This window comes from Falsiroseomonas sp. HC035, from assembly GCF_050563525.1.
GTDB lineage: Bacteria > Pseudomonadota > Alphaproteobacteria > Acetobacterales > Acetobacteraceae > Falsiroseomonas.
Window position 1 is genome coordinate 48,826 of the sequence record NZ_JBNXUN010000015.1, and the last position, 16,704, is coordinate 65,529.

Consider the following 16,704-nt stretch of genomic DNA (forward strand, 5'->3'; position numbering starts at 1 on the left):
AGGGCTGGTGCGATGGCTCTTTTGCAAAAGTCCTGGATGCCACATTGCGCGATGAAACGCGTGATCTGCCACTGGACGGCGGGGCAGCACAAGGCGAGCGCGCTGGACCACGAGCACTATCACATCCTCATCGAAGCCGATGGCCGACTTGTGCGTGGCACGCACAGCATCGAGGACAACGTCTCGACGAAGGACAAGGTCTACGCAGCTCACACCCTGGGCTGCAACACCGGTTCGATCGGCGTCGCCGCGTGCTGCATGGCCGAAGCACACGAGAAGCCATTCAAGGGCGGCAGGAGCCCGATGCTGCGAAAACAGTGGGATACGATGGCCGCCGTCGTCGCCGAGCTCTGCCGCTTCTACCGCATCCCAGTCAGCCCGACGACGGTGCTGGGCCACGGTGAGGTTGAGATCCAACTCGGCATCAAGCAGAGGGGTAAATGGGATCCGATGATGCTCCCCTGGAACCCAGACCTAAGCAAGACCGAGGTCGGGAATGCGTTCCGCGCGTTGGTGCAGAGCGCGCTGGAAGGCGGCCACCCGGTGGAAGGGGTGCGCGAGGTGAGTGTCGTGGTCGGTGGTAAGGCGGTGGGGTCCGCCTTCATGGCCGACGGGGGAACCTGGGCCGCGGCGAGAGAGATCGCGCACTTCCTGAACTGGACAGTCGCCGAAGGCGAGGATGATGTCCGGTTCACCGGTGTCGGCAGTCCGCCGGCGCCGCTCCCTGCTATTGAGATGAACGGACAAGCCCATGTCGACATCGAGGACCTGACGTCGCGGCTCGGCCGGAAAATCGCGTGGGATCCGGCAAGCCGCACGGTCACCGTGGCCTGAGCCGCGACGATCCGGCGACGCCAAACAGTCTCAGCGCCGAGCGTTACCTCGTCGGTGAGGAACGAGAGCTTGATCCGTTCGCGTGTGGCCCGTGCATCGCTGCGGGGTCGGACATCGCGTCATTCCGCGGCGATCGCGCGGCGGGAATCGCCGACGTCTGCGGCGCCGGGGTCAGGTGGGGAGGAGCGATTAAATGCCGACGGCCGGCCGCGCCCGACCGAAGGTGCTTCCATCGCAAGCGGGCGATGCCGCCCGATGAACAACGTTGCCACGGACCACGCAAGCATTGGCCTCACCGTCGCTCACGGCCACCTCGTCTTCGCACTCCATCCGATCCTGGTCGGCCACTACGAGGGCGACACTTTCGCGGGCGCCGAGGCGCAGCTCGACCGCGCGCTCCGCTTTCGCCTGACCGAACGTCGCCGCCTCGGCATGTACCTCGGTCCGCTCGACTCCGCGGCCCAGGGCCGGAAGGTGCTCATCGTCGGCGACCCTCGGGGCGTGCCGACCGAGGGCTTCGCCAGGCTGCCGGCCGCCGAAGCGGAAGCCAAGGCCGTGGAGCAGTGGCTGCGCGGGAAAGGCTTCACCGCGAAGATGCTGATTGGCGTTGGCGTCACGCTGGACCAGGTCTGCCGTCAGCTCTTCGCCGAAGCGTGGGAGATCGTGCAAATTGCCGCGCATGGCATCGTGAACAAGCCGCTGCCAGGCCCGGACGGAACGCAACGGCCGGCCACGTGCGTCGTGCTGGGCGGCGGCGTGGTGCTCGGCCCATCCGTGCTGTCGAAGCTGCCGGTCTGCCCGAGCATCGTCTTCGTAAATCGCTGCCACCTTGGCAAACTGGATTCGCATGCCGAGGACGCGGCGCGGCAGGCGGAGATGGCGGGCCAGCCGGAACTCGCAGCGAGCGTCGCGGACGAGCTGATCCGGTCCGGCGTGAGCTGCGTCGTAGCGGCGGGCTGGGCCGTGGACGACGATGCCGAGGAGGCCTTCGCGCGCCGCTTCTACGCGGAGATGCTCGGCGGCGCGGATGTCGGCAGCGCGACGCTCGCGGCCCGGCGCGCAGCTTACGACCTGCGCCCCGAAAGCAAAACCTGGGGCGCGTACCCGGACGTGACACCGGCGGAGATGAGCAGGCCACTCGGCGTGGAAGCCTTCGTCGATGCACAGGAGCTTCCGCCGGCGGAGGCGCCGGACTGCGGCGTGGCGCATGCTTCGGTTAGCGCCGCGGCAGCGTCGCCGCTCGTCGTCGTGGGGCAGCAACTCGTCGCCTTCCATATTGCGATTCCGGAGCCGGTGCGGTCGGTGCTGAGCCATGGCTTGCTAATCGCGGACCCGGCCGCCGACAGGCAGGCCCAGGGCGGACAGGACGCGGCCGGATGGTTCGCCGAGTGCACGGGCGTTCTCGGAAAGCTGCGCTGGAGGGTCGATCACGAGGTAACGCAGCAGTTAAGGACAGAGGGCCGGACGACGGTGCTGCACCAGACGCTCTTGCCGGCGCTGCAGGCGTTGCTCAGAACCCGCCGGACCGGCCGGGCGATCCTCGATCTGCTGGCCGGGATCGGCGTTGCGGGCGCTGCCGGTCCCTGGCTCGACTTGCTGGACCGCAAGGCACGCGGCAAGGGCCGCATCGGCGGGCTTGGGTTCGCGGCGCTCGATGGCGACGGTTCGGGTGGGGCGATCCTAACCGCGACGTTCCCGGCGGTGGACATCCCGCCGGAGCCTCACCCGCCCTTGCTCCTCACCCAGGTCGCCGCGTACACGAACCTGCAGCTCGCAACTGTGCAGGCTGCGATCGGGGCGACGATGATCGCCACGACGCGCGACGCGCTTGCGGCCAAGCTCGCGCCCTTCCTTGCCGAGCACATCTAGCCTGTCGCGAGGAGGGACTGACTTGACCGCACAGCGCTCAATCCGGATCTTCATCTCCTCACCCTCGGATGTCCGGTCCGAGCGGCTCCTGGCTGAGCGTGTGATCCTGCGGCTGGCACGCGAGTTCGCCTACCAGTTTAAGGTCGAGCCGATTCTGTGGGAACGCGAGCCGCTGCTCGCGACCCACCATTTCCAGGACCTCATCCTGCCGCCGAGCCAGGCGGACATTGTGGTGACAGTGCTCTGGTCGCGCCTTGGCGTGCCGTTGCCGGTGGATCGGTTCCGCGGCGCCAAGTCGCTCGGTCCGGTCACCGGCACTGAATGGGAGTTCGAGGACGCGGTCGCCGGCTTTGAGCGCGCCGGGCTGCCGGACCTGCTGCTCTACCGCAAGTGCACGCGTGTTACCGTTGAGCTCGGCGACCGCGCGGTGCTGGAAGAACAGCAGCGCCAGACGGAGTTGGTGGACGCCTTCATGCGACGCTGGTTCCGCGCGGCGGAGGGTGGAGCCTTTACCGCCGCCTCCTGGGAGTTCGCGGGCTCGGCCGAGTTCGAGGCGCTGCTCGAGGAGCACCTGCGTGCGTTGCTCCGCCGCCGCCTGACTGGGCCCGCTGACATCGAGACCCCTGCCACGATCACCTGGACACAGGGATCGCCCTACCGCGGCCTGGAATCGTTCGAGCTCGACCATTCGCAGATCTTCTTCGGCCGCACCCGCGCACGCAATGAGGTGCGTGAGGCGCTGGAGCGCCGCATCGCGCAGGGCACCACCTTCGTCGCCGTCATGGGCGCCTCCGGCTCTGGCAAGTCGAGCCTCGTAAAGGCCGCGCTGCTGCCCGACCTGCTGCTGCCGGGGATGGTCGGCCGCGTCGCGCTGTGCCGCTACGTCATCACCCGCCCCGGCGCTGCCGCGGACCCGATCGCCGGGCTCGCCCAGGCGCTGCTGACCCCAAACGCGCTGCCGGAGCTTGCGCAGCCGCCGCTCGGCTACGGGGCGGCGTCGCTCCAGCGGCTGCTCGACGCCGCGCCTGCCGAAGCGGCGCAGCCGATCCGCCAGGGTCTCTCCGCCGCCGGCCGCGGCGCCGGCCTGACCGAACTCGGCGAGGCGCGGCTCGTCCTCATCGTCGACCAACTCGAAGAGCTGTTCACCAGTGGCATCGCACCGGCGGCCAGTGCCCGCTACGCGGCCGCACTGGAGGCATTGGCGCAGTCCGGGATCGTCTGGGTCTTCGCCACGATGCGCAGCGACTTCTTCGGCCGCCTCGCATCGAACCCGGTCCTCGCGGCACTCTGCGCGGGCGAGGGCACCTACGTGCTGACGCCGCCGGACGGGGGCGAGATCGGCCAGATCATCCGCCGCCCGGCGCGCGAGGCCGGGCTGCGCTTCGAGGTAGAGGAGCGGACGGGGGAGACCCTGGACGACGCAATCCGAGAGGCTGCGGCGCGGAACCCAGGCGCCCTGCCGCTGCTCAGCTACCTTCTCGACCAGCTGTGGAACCGGCGCGGCGACCACGGGATGCTGCGCTTCGCTGATTACGAGGCGCTCGGCGGCCTGGAAGGCGCGATCGGGCGTCGTGCGGAGGAGGTTCTGTCCGCGCTGCCCTTGCCCGTGCAGGCCGCCTTCCCCGCGGTGCTGCGCGCCCTGGTCGTGGTGGACGGCGCCTCCGGGGCGCCGGCCGCGCGTGCCGCCCCGCTCTCCCGCTTCCCAGAGGGCAGCGAAGCGCGCCGGCTGGTGGATGCACTCACCGCGCCACAGGCACGTATCCTCGTGGTGGAGGGCGACGAGGGTGGCGTGCGGGTGCGTGTGGCGCATGAGGCGCTGCTCACCCATTGGGACCGCGCACGCGAGCGGATCACGGAGGATCGCCGCGACCTCCGCGCCCGCGCGCGGTTGGAGGAGGCGGAGTCCCGCTGGCGCGAGGCTGCGCAGACAGACCGTCCCAGTCTGCTGCTTGCGCCCGGACTGCCGCTGTCCGAGGCGGAGGACCTCGTGCTGCGTCGTGGCGAGGAGATCGACGCGTCGCTGCGCGCTTTCGTCGAGGCGTCGTCCCGCACGGCACAGGGCACACGGCGGCGGCGCGCACGAATCAGGGCGGCGGTCATGGCGTCGCTTGCCATCGCTGCGGTCCTCTCCTCCGGCCTCGCTTGGGTCAGCTGGCGCAACTGGCAAGAGGCCGGACGTGCAAACCAGGTCGCCGCGACTGTCCAGACCATCGCGCGCCACACGGCCGAGGGCGCCCCGATGCCGCAGCGCAGCCTGCTGCTAGCAGTGCATTCGGCGAACATCGCTACCAGGGCCGGCGTGGGGCATCCGCTGGACACGCTAGACGAGGTGCGTCGCCAGCTTCGCGCAGCGGGCGGCGAGCCCCTCGCTGGCCATGAGGGCCGGGTGACGACTGCCGCGATCTCGGCCGATGGGCGCCTGCTGGCGACGGGTGGAGAGGACGGCGTCGTTCAGATACGCAGGCTCGACGGTCCCGATCCCGTCGCGCCGCCACTGACGGCCGGGCGCCACGACGGAGCGGTTCGGGCGCTGGCCTTCAGCCCAGACGGTGCTTGGCTGGCGACCGGCGGCGAGGATGGCACGCTGCGTCTCTGGCGTCCGGAGGAGGGCAGCGTGACGGAGGGGCCTCACGCCGCGCCGCCCGAACTCGGCGCGGTGCACTCCGTGGCGATCCACCCTGGTGGGCACTGGCTTGCCTTCGGGACGGCGTCCGGCCACGTCTGCCTCTGGGCGTTCTCGGCCGAAGGCTTCGACGCGTCGCCCTGCACTGAGGGCAGGCACGGCGGCACGGTAGACAGTGTTTCCTTCAGCGGCGGAGGCCGCTGGTTTGCCAGCGCGGCGCTGCGCAGCAACGACAAACATGTCCATCTGAGGGACCTTGCGGCAACCCCGACGCCAGGACCGCCGAGGAAGCTCATCTACAACCAGGAGCAGGTGCAGTACGCGGAAGATGTTCTAACGGCGGTCGCCCTCGGCCCCGATGACACGCGGCTTGCGGCCGGCTACGGATATGCTGCCGAGGTCTGGGACCTGACGCGAGACACTCCGCCGTCTGCGGCCATGCTGCGTGCCGGGCACGGCCAATGGGTCACGGCGCTCACCTTCAGCCCCGACGGGCGCTGGCTGGCGAGCGGCAGCATCGACGCGTTAGGGCGCCTCTGGGACCTCTCGTCTCTAGCGGGGCCCAACACGGCACCAATCCTTCTGCACGGCCATACCGCCGCGCTCAGCGCGATGCGGTTCAGTCCGGATTCGGCCTGGCTCGCAACCGGAGCGGCTGATACGACGGCGCTGCTATGGGACCTGCGCACTCCGCGTGCCCTCGTGATGCGGCGCCTTGTCGGACAAGACCGGCCGATCGCCAACTTGGCCCTCGGGGGTGCCGAGGGTGCGCGCCACCTCGTCGCCTGGGGGAATGACGCGACGCCGAGGCTCTGGCGGATTCCTGATACGGCGGTCGACCCGTTGGTGCTGCGCGACGACGGCACGGCCCTGTTGAGCGCCGCGGTCAGCCCGGACGGGGCGTGGCTCGCAACCGCGCCGAACGACAAACGCAGGATCGTGCTGTGGTCGCTGCGCGATCCGCGACGGCCGGCCCGGATGCTTGACCTGCCGGCTCCGGCACGGGAGGTCGCCTTCAGTCCCGAGGGGCGTTGGCTGGCCGCGGCGTCCAACACCGATCCGCGCATCACCTTGTGGTCCCTGGCGGAGCCCGAGGCGGCGCCGCTGACGCTCACCGCGCCGGGCCCGGTGGAGTATGCTAGCCTCCAGTTCAGCCCCGACCGCCGCTGGCTCCTTGCTGCCGTCTGGGACGAAGCAGGAAGCGTGGCGTTCTGGGACTTGGCATCCGGCCCTCCGAACGCCCGCCCGCGGCACCTGTGCCGGCAGGGACCGGGGGCGCGCGCGGCCGCGTGGAGCGCGGACGGGCGCTTCGCGGCGACGGGGGGCGCGTCGGCGCACCGCGTATGGGATCTCGGCGCACCCGATCCATGCGAGGCGTCCCAGTCGCCGGGGCCGCAGCACGACCAAATTGTGCACGTCGCGCTGAGCCCAGACGGCGCCTGGCTGTCGACCGCAGGATTCGACCACCGAGGGCGCCTTTACGCCATCCAGCCCGGCACGGCGCCGCGCCAGCGAGCGGAGGCCATCTTCAATGACCGCGTCTTCGCGACGGCCTTCAGCCCGGACGGCCGGCGTGTTGCGTTCGGCTCCTGGGACGGAACCGTTCAGGTCCTCGACCTGGGCGGCGTAGTGGGCGATGGTGCCGCGCCGCACGCGGCTGCGTTACGCGGCCATACCGGGCGCGTCCTCTCTGTGATCTTCAGCCCAGACAGCAGGTGGCTCGCCACTACTGCCGAGGACCACAGCGTGCGGCTTTGGGATCCGGCCGCGCCAAGAATCGCGCCGCTGGTCCTCCAGGGGCACGAGGCGAGCGTGTTCGGCGCGACGTTCCTCCCTGATGGCCGCATTGCCAGCCACGGAGCCGACGGTACGGTTAGGCTCTGGCACACATCGCTCGACAAACTCCTCGCGCTAGCCTGTCGTGTCGCTGGGCGACAGCTCACGGCCGAGGAGGTGCGCGACTTCATTCCAGATGCGCGCGGGGGGCTGCCCTGTGTCGCGCCGTGACACGCAACACGCGCGAAGCTATATAATGAGTAAGCGTGCGCTGTCGGCTGCGGCCGTGGCGGCTTGACGCGGCTCAGTTGGCGTTAGGCCGAAGGTTCCACGGGGCGAGCTCGCCGATGCGGTTGATCGGGTGATCTGCGATGCGCTCGAGCAGGACGCGCAGGTAGGCCTGCGGATCCCAGCCGTTGAGCTCCGCCGTGCCGACGAGGGTGTAGATGATCGCCGCCCGCCTGCCGCCCTCCAGCGACCCGGCGAACAGGTAGTTCTTCCGGCCGAGCGCCAGAGGCCGCATCCGCCGTTCGACCGCGTTGTTGTGCAGACAGGCGCGGCCGTCGCGCAGCACGAGCGTCAGCGCGGTCCAATGCGCGAGTGTGTAGCGAATGGCCTTGGCCAGGTCGGACTTGCCAGAGATGCGGCGCAGCGTCGCTTCCAGCCAGACGTGCAGATCGGCCATGATCGGCGCAGAGCGGGCCTGACGCGCTGCCAAGCGCGCCTCGGGCACCTGGCCATTGATCTCCGCTTCGATGGCGAACAGCGGCTGCATGCGCTCGATTGCCTCGCGCGCGATCGGGCTGCCGTTCGCCAGCAACTCGTCATGGAAGTAGCGCCGCGCATGGGTCCAGCACGCCGCCTCGACAACCCGGCCGGTGTCGTAGAGCGCGTTGAACCCCGAATAGGCGTCGGCTTGAAGGATGCCGCAGAAGTCGCGCAGGCGCCGCTGCGGGTGCTCGCCCTTCCGGTCCGGCGTGAACTCGTAGAACACCGCGGGCGGGTCGGGCCCGCCGAACGGCCGGTCATCCCGCAGGTAGGCCCAGACCCTTGCCGTCTGCGTCTTGCCGCGGCCAGGCGAGAGCATCGGCATCGGCGTGTCATCGGCATGCACCCGCGGGCCGGACAGGGCGTGGCGGCCGATGAACGCTGCCATCGGTTCGGCCAGGGCGGCCGACCTGCCGACCCAGCCCGCCAGCAGCCCCCTGGGCAGGTCCAGCCCGTCGCGGCCGTAGATCTCCGACTGACGATAGAGGGGCAGGTGATCGCAGTATTTCGAGACCAGCACATGGGCCAGCAGTCCAGGTCCTGGCCTGCCGCGCTCGATCGGCAGCGCGGGCATCGGCGCCTGCGTCATCGCCTCACAGCTCCGGCAGGAGAACGCAGGCCGAACGTGGCGCACCACCTCGAAACGGCCGGGGCGGGCAGTCGGCCGCGGCCGGCCCGGCGGCGCCTGGCCTGGTTGTCGCGCGTCGGCGAGACTTTGCCCGCCTCGACCGCACTGCCGGCCAGCGTCGCCTCCATCTCCTCAAACGCGAACAGCGGCTGGTCTTCGGGCAGCCGTTCCGACTTCGTCCCTAACTGCCGGTGCCGGGCTCGACGCGCAGCACCGCGCCGGCAAGCCTCACCTCGACCGCGGGCAACGTGCTGGCCAGCGCAGCCGCCGGCTCGGGTATTGCTGCCGGCGCCTCCGCCACGATCGGCACGAAATCGAGCCGCGCGGCGGCACCGGCACGCATCTCCCGCCGCCATGTGAACACCTGCTGCGAACAGACATGCCAGCGCCGCGCCACCTCGGCCACGACAGCACCAGGCTCCAGCGTCTCCGCCACGATCCGCGCCTTGTCGTCGTCCGACCACTTCCGCCGGCGGTAAGACTTTGTCAGAACCTCGACCCGGCGCTACCAGCCACCCTTCGCGTCACCAATACTGTCGGCCATAACGTCCGCCCGAAGCTCCACCCCCGCGCCGACCCAGCACATTCACCGCCCACAACGGAAGAAGGGCCTCGTTGCCGCGACTACGCTTGATCCACAACCAGCATATAGTCTATTTTCCTCGGAAGTGAGGCCAGAACCTCCGTCAGTCAGTTGCCTCCGCTGTCTCACCGCTTGTGGCGATGGACAAATGGGGAGAAGGTTATAATGGCGCAGATATCCGCAGTTCAGATGACTGAGCCACCTCTGCAAGAAACATTGGGACATTCAAACGCAGTGGGTGCTAGTGCACCAACCTACGACGGCTTCATCTCCTACCGTCATGACACCCGCCAGAAGGCGATTGCCGATACGCTTCAGCGCGCGCTGCACCGCTTTGCTAAGCCCTGGTACCGTTTGCGCGCGCTGCGGCTATACCGGGACGAGACCAACCTCGGGGCACGACCCGACCTTTGGGGCACGATCGAAACGGCGCTGGACAACTCTCGCTTCCTCCTCCTTATGGCCTCACCCGAAGCGGCGCGTTCATGCTGGGTGGACCGCGAGATAGCGCATTGGCTGGCCAGCAAGGGAGACTCCAGTCTCTTGATCGTACTGACCGGCGGAAGCATAGTTTGGGACGCGGCGCGCGGGACGATCGACGCTGCCGCTACAACCGCGCTGCCGCCAGCGGCCCTTGGCGGTCTGACCCGCGAGCCGCTCTGGATTGACCTCACCTGGGTTGCCGTCCCCGATCGTGACCTTCACATTGAGGACCCGCGCTTCCGAGATGCGGTTGCCTCGCTTGCGGCAACACTCCGCGGCGTAGACAAGGATGCGATTACAGGGGAGGATCTGCATCAGCGGCGCAGAGCGATCCGGCTGGCATATGCTGCGGTCGCTGCCATCAGCATCTCCGCTGCAGCCGCTGTCGTGGCGGCATTTGCCTTCTACTTCCAGAGGATTGAGACGGAGCGCCAATTCGCTGAGGCCATCCAGAATGAAAGCCGAGCACTTGCGGCGCTGTCCGAGTCGGCCAGTCTGCAGGGGCAGCACGCAGATGGGGTCGCGCTAGCTCTCGCGTCCTGGCCACGGCACCGAGGCGACCCACGCCCAATGCTGGCGAGTTCCATACGCGGCATGGGCCTTGGCACGGCGGGAAGGCCTGAAGTTGCTTGGCCGCTGCGCCATCAGGGGCCGATCTGGTCCGCCGCCTTCTCCCCCGACGGCACGCGCGTCGCCACCGCCTCGGGGGACAGCACGGCGCGGCTGTGGAATGCGAGCAGCGGTGCCCCGGTTGGTGAGGCCATGCACCACGAGGGCCCGGTGCTGTCCGCAGCCTTTTCGCCGGACGGCACGCGCATCGTTACCGCGTCAGGAGACCAAACTGCGCGACTGTGGGATGCTGGCAGCGGTGCCTCTATTGGAGAGCACATGCACCACGAGGGCCCGGTGCTGTCTGCGGTTTTTTCGCCAGACGGCACGCGCGTGGTCACCGCTTCAGAAGACAAAACAGCGCGGCTATGGGATGCGAACAGTGGTACTCCACTTGGAGAGCCGATGCGCCATGGCGAGACTGTGTCTGTAGCCGCCTTCTCGCCGGACGGCACACGCGTGATTACGGCATCGTGGGACCGCACGGTGCGGTTATGGGATGCGAGCAGCGGTGTCTCAACCGGCGAGCCGATGCGCCACGAGCAGGTTGTGAATGTAGCCGCCTTTTCGCCAGACGGCGCGCGCGTGGTTACTGGCTCCAGTGATGGTACGGCGCGGCTTCGGGACGTAGGCGGTGGCATGGTGGTCGGGCCAAGCATGCAGCACGGAGGAGCGGTGATCGCTGCCGCCTTTTCGGCGGATGGCACGCGCTTGGTCACCGGTTCCGAAGGCGGAACTGCACAGTTGTGGGATGCGCGTAGTGGTGCCCCGATCGGGCTGGCCATGCGCCACGAGGGGGCGGTGCAGTCTGTCGCCTTCTCCCCGGACGGCACGCGGGTTGTCACCGGCGCCAGCAACGTCTTTGAGGGCAACGGCACGGCGCGGCTGTGGGACGCGAGTAGCGGTGCCCCAATTGGGCCGAATATGCGGCATGAGGAAGCGGTGGAAACTGCCGCCTTCTCGCCGAACGGCAAGCGCGTTGTTACCGCGTCCCGGAACGGCATGGCGCGGCAGTGGGATGCGAGCACCGGCACTCCGATCGGCTTGGCCATGAGGCACAATGGGCAGGTGGAGTCCGCCGCCTTATCTCCGGACGGCACGCGCGTCGTCACCGCCTCATCGGATGGCACGGCACGGCTGTGGGAAGTAAGCAGCGGCGCTCCGATCGGCGTGCCCCTGCGTCACAGAGATACGGTGCGGTCCGCCGCCTTTTCATCAGACGGAAGGCGCATCGTAACCGCCTCCTTGGATCGCACGGCACGGCTTTGGGATGCAAGCAACGGTGCTTCAATCGGCGTGCCTCTACGCCATGACAGGGCCGTGCATTCCGCTGCCTTCTCCCCAGATGGCACGCGCGTCGTCACCGCGTCGCTGGACCACACGGCGCGGCTTTGGGACGCGAGCAGCGGTGCTCCTATCGGCGCGCCAATGCCTCACGCTGGGACCGTGACTAATGCCGCCTTTTCGCCCGACGGCATGCGCGTAGTCACCGCCTCAGGAGACAGCAAGGCGCGGCTGTGGGATGCAAGCAGCGGCGCTGCGATTGGTATGGCTATCGAACATGGCGGTTTAGTGCATTATGCCGTTTTCTCTCCCGACAGCACAAAGGTACTCACCGTCTCAAACGACTCCACGGCACGGCTGTCGAGTACAAGCAGCGGTGCCTTGATCGGGGTGCCTCTGCGTCACAGAGATCCGGTGCTATCCGCCGCCTTCTCCGCGGATGGCACGCGCATAGTCACTGCTTCTATGGATCGCAGGGCGTATATTTGGGATGCAAGCAGCGGTACCTCAATCGGACTGCCTCTGCGCCATGACGGAGCGGTGCTGTCCGCTTCCTTCTCACCGGACGGCATGCGCGTGGTCACTGCCTCATCGGACAGCACGGCGCAGCTGTGGGATGCAAGCAGCGGTGCACCGATCGGCTCGCCCATGCGACACGCGGGGCCAGTGCAGTCTGCCTACTTCTCCTCTGACGGTGCGCATGTGGTCACGGCCTCTTGGGACGGCACCGCACGGCTGTGGGACGTTGGATGGCCAGGAGGGCCGATCACCGCAGCAGCTTGCGCCCTGCTCATCGACAAGGATCTGACTGCCTTGGCTAATCGCTACGGAGTTCGCATCTCAGATCCGATTTGCGGCCTCGATACGCCGGCCCCTGACGCGGCGCAGTCCCGCATTGAGTAGCGACTCCCATCGAACAACGCCGCACTCCACGAGTTTCGTCGAGCATGCAGCGTGTCTTTAGCACTACTGTGTCATAAAACCATGGCTTCACTGTCCGTCGTCGAATGCATTGAGACAGCGGAGGCGGTTGGCTAACGGAGGCTCTGGCGCATCGGGTTTTGAGGTTAGGCGGCGTGTTGCTGGTGGATCAAGCGGCGCTGTTGGATGGTTTGCCGCTTGATGCGTTCGCGGTCGAGCAGGATGGTCTGGCCGCGGCCGAAGTAGACATCGGCTGGTGTGAGATTGCGCAGGCTCTCGTGGTAGCGCTGATGGTTGTAGTGAGCGACGAAGGCTTCGACCTGCGCCTCGAGGTCGCCGGGCAGGTAGTAGTTCTCGAGCAGGATGCGGTTCTTCAGGGTCTGGTGCCAGCGCTCGATCTTGCCCTGAGTTTGCGGATGGCAAGGCGCGCCACGGACATGGCCCATGGCATTGTTGGCGAGCCATTTGGCAAGATCACCCGCGATGTAGCAGGGCCCGTTGTCGGACAGCAGGCGCGGTCGGTGCCGCACGCGGGCCTGGGTGCAGCCTGAGGCGGTGAGCGCCATCTCCAGCGTCTCGGTGACGTCGCTGGCGGCCATGCCGGTGCAGAGCTTCCAGGCGATGACGTAGCGCGAGAAGTCGTCGAGCACTGTGGAGAGGTAGAACCAGCCCCAGCCGATGACCTTGAGATAGGTGAAGTCGGTTTGCCACAGCTGGTTGGGCGCGGTGGTTTTGGTGTGAAACTCCTCGGCCGCCTTGACCACGATGAAAGCCGGGCTGGTGATCAGGTCGTGCGCCTTGAGCAGGCGATAGACCGAGGCTTCGGAGACGAAGTAGCGCTGCTGCTCGGTGAAGCGCACGGCGAGTTCGCGTGATGACAATTCCGGCTCGGCCAGCGCCAGGTCGATGATCTTGTCGCGTGTCGGATCCGGGATGCGATTCCACACGCGATCCGGCCGCGAAGGCCGGTCGGCCAGGGCTTCCGGGCCACCGCTCTGGTCGCGGTCGTACCAGCGGTAGAAAGTCGCCGGCGGCACGCCCAACTGGCGCAGCGTACGCCGAACCGGCAGGTGGGACTGCTCAACGAGGCGTATGATCTCGAGCTTCTCGTGGGCCGGGTACCTCATGTGCAGTCGTCCCCAGCCGCGATCATGCTTTTTTTCAGCAAGCGCAGCTCGAGTGCCTGTTCGGCCACGACCTCTTTCAGCGTGCGGGCCTCCTGGCGCAATTCCTTGACCTCGTCGGTCGTGGCGGCGCGGGCCGTGTCGCCGGCCAGGCGGCGCTTGCCGGCTTCCAAAAATTCCTTCGATCAGGCGTAGTACACGCTCTCGGCGATGGCCTCGCGACGGCATAGCGCGGCGATACTCTCCTCGCCGCGCAGACCTTCGAGGACGATGCGGATCTTGTCCTCGGCCGAGTGGTGCTTGCGGGTGGCGCGGCGGATGTCGCGCACCACCTCCTCGGCCGGCGGCTTGGCGGCGGGGGCAGAGGATTTCTGGCTCATCTTCACTCTCCTGGCAGTTACGATGAGCCAGAAATCCTCCGTTCCTCAACTCTGCTCATCTGTCCCAAGGGTGCTGACGCCGGACAATGGAAGCGACCGCCATGCGCTCAGCCGCATGATGCTCTGATCTCACCCCTCCACTCCATGGGGGGAAGTCCACCCCGCCGTGGCCGCGCGAGGGACTGAGCGGAGGGGCCAGGGCCACCCCTCACGGCAGCGGCAGATCGAGGACGACCACGTCGATCGTCCCCGCGTTGCGCGCCAGCTCCAACATGTGGGCGGTGCCGCCAAGCGCGGCGCCGGTGGGCTTGCCGTCCCAGAGCGCGACCAGCGTCACCTTCCGTGCGCCGGCGCTGCGCGCCATCTCGAGCACCCAGCGATTACCGCGTTCCCAGGGGTCGAGGCCGGAGCCCTGGAGCCAGCGCGGCAGCCCTTCCCTGTCGCCGAGCTGGAGCGGTGCCGCTGCGTCGAGAAGCCTCAGGAAGCGCGAGCGCCAGTCATCCAGCCTGCCGAAGGCGAGGCGGCCAAAATCGTCCGGCGGCATCGGCAGGCACATCGTGCTGGCGATGCCGAGCTCCTGGCACAGCTCATGGCACATGACGTCGCTGCCCGGTGCGCCGGAGGCGAGCACATGCAGCCGCGTTCCATCGGTTTGGCGACGGCTCAGCCCATCGCGGATCAGCGCGCGCACCTGTGCTTCCATCGCGGGCGTGAAGCGCGGTTCGGCGCGGCCTGGCTCGTCCACGCGATGGCCGGCGAAGACGACCATGTGCAACGCCGGATCCGGCTCGGGCCGCCGGATCTCCGGATCCACAGCCCTAATCACCTCCGTGGCGATCTCCGCGCGGATACCGAGCGTGGCGAACAGCTCCAACTGCGTCCTGGCCGCGTTCCAGGCAAAGAAGTTGCTGCGCGGCAAAGCATCGAGATATGCCTTCGCGACCTTCTGCGCGCTCTCCCCGTTTAGGAAAGCGAGGTCGGCGCGGCTGATCTCTGCCCAGACCCGGTCCTTGTGCCCACGCGGGAGACGGCCGAGCGCTGCCTGCACCACGAGACGCGCCACCGCGCGGAGCGACTCAACCTGGCGGTCCAGCTCGCTGCGATAGGCCGCCGCCTGGGCGGCGTCGTCGAAGGCGTCCTCCCATGATGGCTCGCGGGCCAGCTCCTGCGCGACGATGCCCATCTGCAGGGCGGCGAGGCCCGACCAGGTGTGGTTCAGGTCTACGAGGTAGGCGGCGCGATAGGCCTCGTAGGCCTTCAGCAGCCTGCGGTTCGTCGCCCGCTCCCGCCGGGCTGCGAGATCCGGCAGCTTCTCGAAATCCAGCCGCCAGAGCGTCTTGGTGTTCCGGCCTTCGAGCGCCAGGGCTTCCGCGCGCTGCTCGGTGCTCGCGCGGCCGTTCGTGAGGACGCGCGCGATCGCGTGGTTCGAGGCTTCGAGCGATTCGGGTCGCTGCCCGGCCTTGTACTGCCGCTCGAAAAGATTGGCCATGGCAAGGTTCGCGGCGAGGTCATCCGGGTCGTTCGCCCGGACCTGCTCCCAGCTCCGGCGGGCGCCCTCGTAATCGCCGGCATCCCACTGGGCCTGCCCGATCAGCCGGAGCGCCGGCCACTGGAAGCGTCGCCCCGCCACTTCAGAGGCCAGCAGGCGCAGCCAGCCGGGCGACCGCGCGGCCGCCGCGCGGGCCACCTCCTCCGCCAGGTCCTGCGGAACGATCTGCACGGATGTCGGATCGACCTCCGGCAGGGCGGGAAGCATCTTGAAGACGGGGCTGTCGGTCGCCCGGTCGTCGGCCAGTGTGGCGCGGATCACCTCCGCCAGTTTCCCCGCGGCGCGTCCGGGATCGTCCACCTCATAGGCGAGGTAGCGGTCGGTCAGGATGTCGAAGGGGGTCGCATCGGCGACCGGGCCGCCCTTGATCAGCACGGAGCGCTTCTTCCGCAGCGCGTGGCGGATGCCGAGCTCGTAGAAGACGTTCGCGTTATGCACGGTGATGTCACAGACGACGATGTCGGCCTCGATGATGAGCGCGAACATGTCCTCGCGGATGTTGCCGGCCTCGACGATCTCGCCCGTGGTGCCGCCGCCGAGACCGGTGGCGGCGAGCGCCGGCGCGATCAGCGCCGAATGGATCGCCTCGAAGTCGACAGCCTTGCCCTTGGTGTCCGTCTTCGTCCCGAACGGGCGGATGACAAAAGCGCGCTGCATGTTCCCCACTGCCTCCCGGTCATCCGTTCAGAGCGTCGGGACGAAGCGCGGCTCGAAGCCGGCCTGCGTGGCGAGCTGCCGGAAGCCCTCGGTAGCGTCGCTCCCCTCCCGCGCCGACCCCTCCCAGGCCACTACCGCCACAAGCCGACGTGGCGCACCAGTGGCGAGCGCCCGCGCCTCCCGCAGGATCGCCTCGTTCGCGGCGGCATAGGCGGCGGAGCCGTCGCCGGCCTCGAGCACCACCAGGTCCCCGGCCGCCTCCGCGGCCGCCACCAGCCGGTCGAAGACAGGCCCCCAGTCACCGGGCCGGTCCACCACCGATGTCTCGCGGAAGCGCCCCAGCGCGAAGGGCAGGACGATGCGGCGGCGCAGGCCGAGCCGCTCCGCCACCTCAAGCGCCAGCAGGTCGGCGCCGCAGGCGGCCGAGCAGACGAGCGCCTCCGCGCCCTCGGCGGCAAGCAGCTCGGCGAGCCGCTCCCGGACCAGCGGCACCTGCGTGGAGGGGAAGCGCTGCGTTTCGGCGTCCTCGGCGTCCACGCGCCGCCCGGCGAGGGCGACCACCGCGGCGGGCGCATTGTGATGGTCCTGCACCAAGCCTGCTCCTTCTGGCTAGCGT

7 protein-coding genes and 2 pseudogenes are annotated in these 16,704 nt (G+C 68.5%); 4 read left to right on the forward strand and 5 right to left on the reverse strand.

Annotation, left to right across the window (positions count from 1 at the left end):
• Positions 1-51 precede the first annotated feature (51 nt).
• From ACLF3G_RS23470 to ACLF3G_RS23480, 3 genes are all read left to right on the forward strand, one after another.
• The gene (locus tag ACLF3G_RS23470; RefSeq protein WP_430671834.1) at positions 52-834 is read left to right on the forward strand and encodes a peptidoglycan recognition protein family protein; all 783 of its coding nucleotides are present in this window, start codon (positions 52-54) and stop codon (positions 832-834) included.
• A gap of 255 nt (positions 835-1,089) precedes the next feature.
• Positions 1,090-2,703, forward strand: a complete 1,614-nt coding sequence (locus ACLF3G_RS23475) for a CHAT domain-containing protein (RefSeq protein ID WP_430671835.1) — start codon at positions 1,090-1,092, stop codon at positions 2,701-2,703.
• Positions 2,704-2,725: 22 nt separating this feature from the next.
• On the forward strand, positions 2,726-7,333 hold the full coding sequence (locus ACLF3G_RS23480) for an AAA family ATPase (RefSeq protein WP_430671836.1): 4,608 nt from the start codon (positions 2,726-2,728) through the stop codon (positions 7,331-7,333).
• 73 nt (positions 7,334-7,406) lie between these two features.
• Here the strand turns inward: ACLF3G_RS23480 and tnpC are convergent.
• Positions 7,407-8,516: pseudogene (gene tnpC, locus ACLF3G_RS23485) on the reverse strand (IS66 family transposase); the annotation flags it as partial.
• A 163-nt stretch (positions 8,517-8,679) separates the two neighbouring features.
• Positions 8,680-8,988, reverse strand: coding sequence for an IS66-like element accessory protein TnpA (gene tnpA / locus ACLF3G_RS23490; RefSeq protein WP_430671865.1), 309 nt, complete (start codon positions 8,986-8,988; stop codon positions 8,680-8,682).
• Between the two features lie 258 nt (positions 8,989-9,246).
• Here tnpA and ACLF3G_RS23495 point away from each other — a divergent pair, with 258 nt between their 5' ends.
• Complete coding sequence (locus tag ACLF3G_RS23495; protein ID WP_430671837.1) at positions 9,247-12,360, forward strand: TIR domain-containing protein; 3,114 nt, start codon at positions 9,247-9,249, stop codon at positions 12,358-12,360.
• Between the two features lie 164 nt (positions 12,361-12,524).
• Here the strand turns inward: ACLF3G_RS23495 and ACLF3G_RS23500 are convergent.
• The 3 genes and pseudogenes from ACLF3G_RS23500 to ACLF3G_RS23510 all read right to left on the reverse strand — a co-directional run bounded on the left by ACLF3G_RS23500 (position 12,525) and on the right by ACLF3G_RS23510 (position 16,679).
• Positions 12,525-13,882: pseudogene (locus tag ACLF3G_RS23500) on the reverse strand (IS3 family transposase).
• 208 nt (positions 13,883-14,090) lie between these two features.
• Positions 14,091-16,088, reverse strand: coding sequence for a tetratricopeptide repeat-containing protein (locus ACLF3G_RS23505; RefSeq protein ID WP_430671838.1), 1,998 nt, complete (start codon positions 16,086-16,088; stop codon positions 14,091-14,093).
• A 27-nt stretch (positions 16,089-16,115) separates the two neighbouring features.
• A complete protein-coding gene (locus ACLF3G_RS23510) occupies positions 16,116-16,679 on the reverse strand; it encodes a hypothetical protein (protein ID WP_430671839.1) in 564 nt (187 codons plus the stop codon).
• Between the last annotated feature and the right edge of the window lie 25 nt (positions 16,680-16,704).

Bases quoted from the DNA above. Each gene is read 5' to 3' on its own strand.
- ACLF3G_RS23470 (WP_430671834.1), top strand. From the start codon at position 52: ATGAAACGCGTGATCTGCCACTGGACGGCGGGGCAGCACAAGGCGAGC.
- ACLF3G_RS23475 (WP_430671835.1), top strand. From the start codon at position 1,090: ATGAACAACGTTGCCACGGACCACGCAAGCATTGGCCTCACCGTCGCT.
- ACLF3G_RS23495 (WP_430671837.1), top strand. From the start codon at position 9,247: ATGGCGCAGATATCCGCAGTTCAGATGACTGAGCCACCTCTGCAAGAA.
- ACLF3G_RS23505 (WP_430671838.1), bottom strand. From the start codon at position 16,088: ATGCAGCGCGCTTTTGTCATCCGCCCGTTCGGGACGAAGACGGACACC.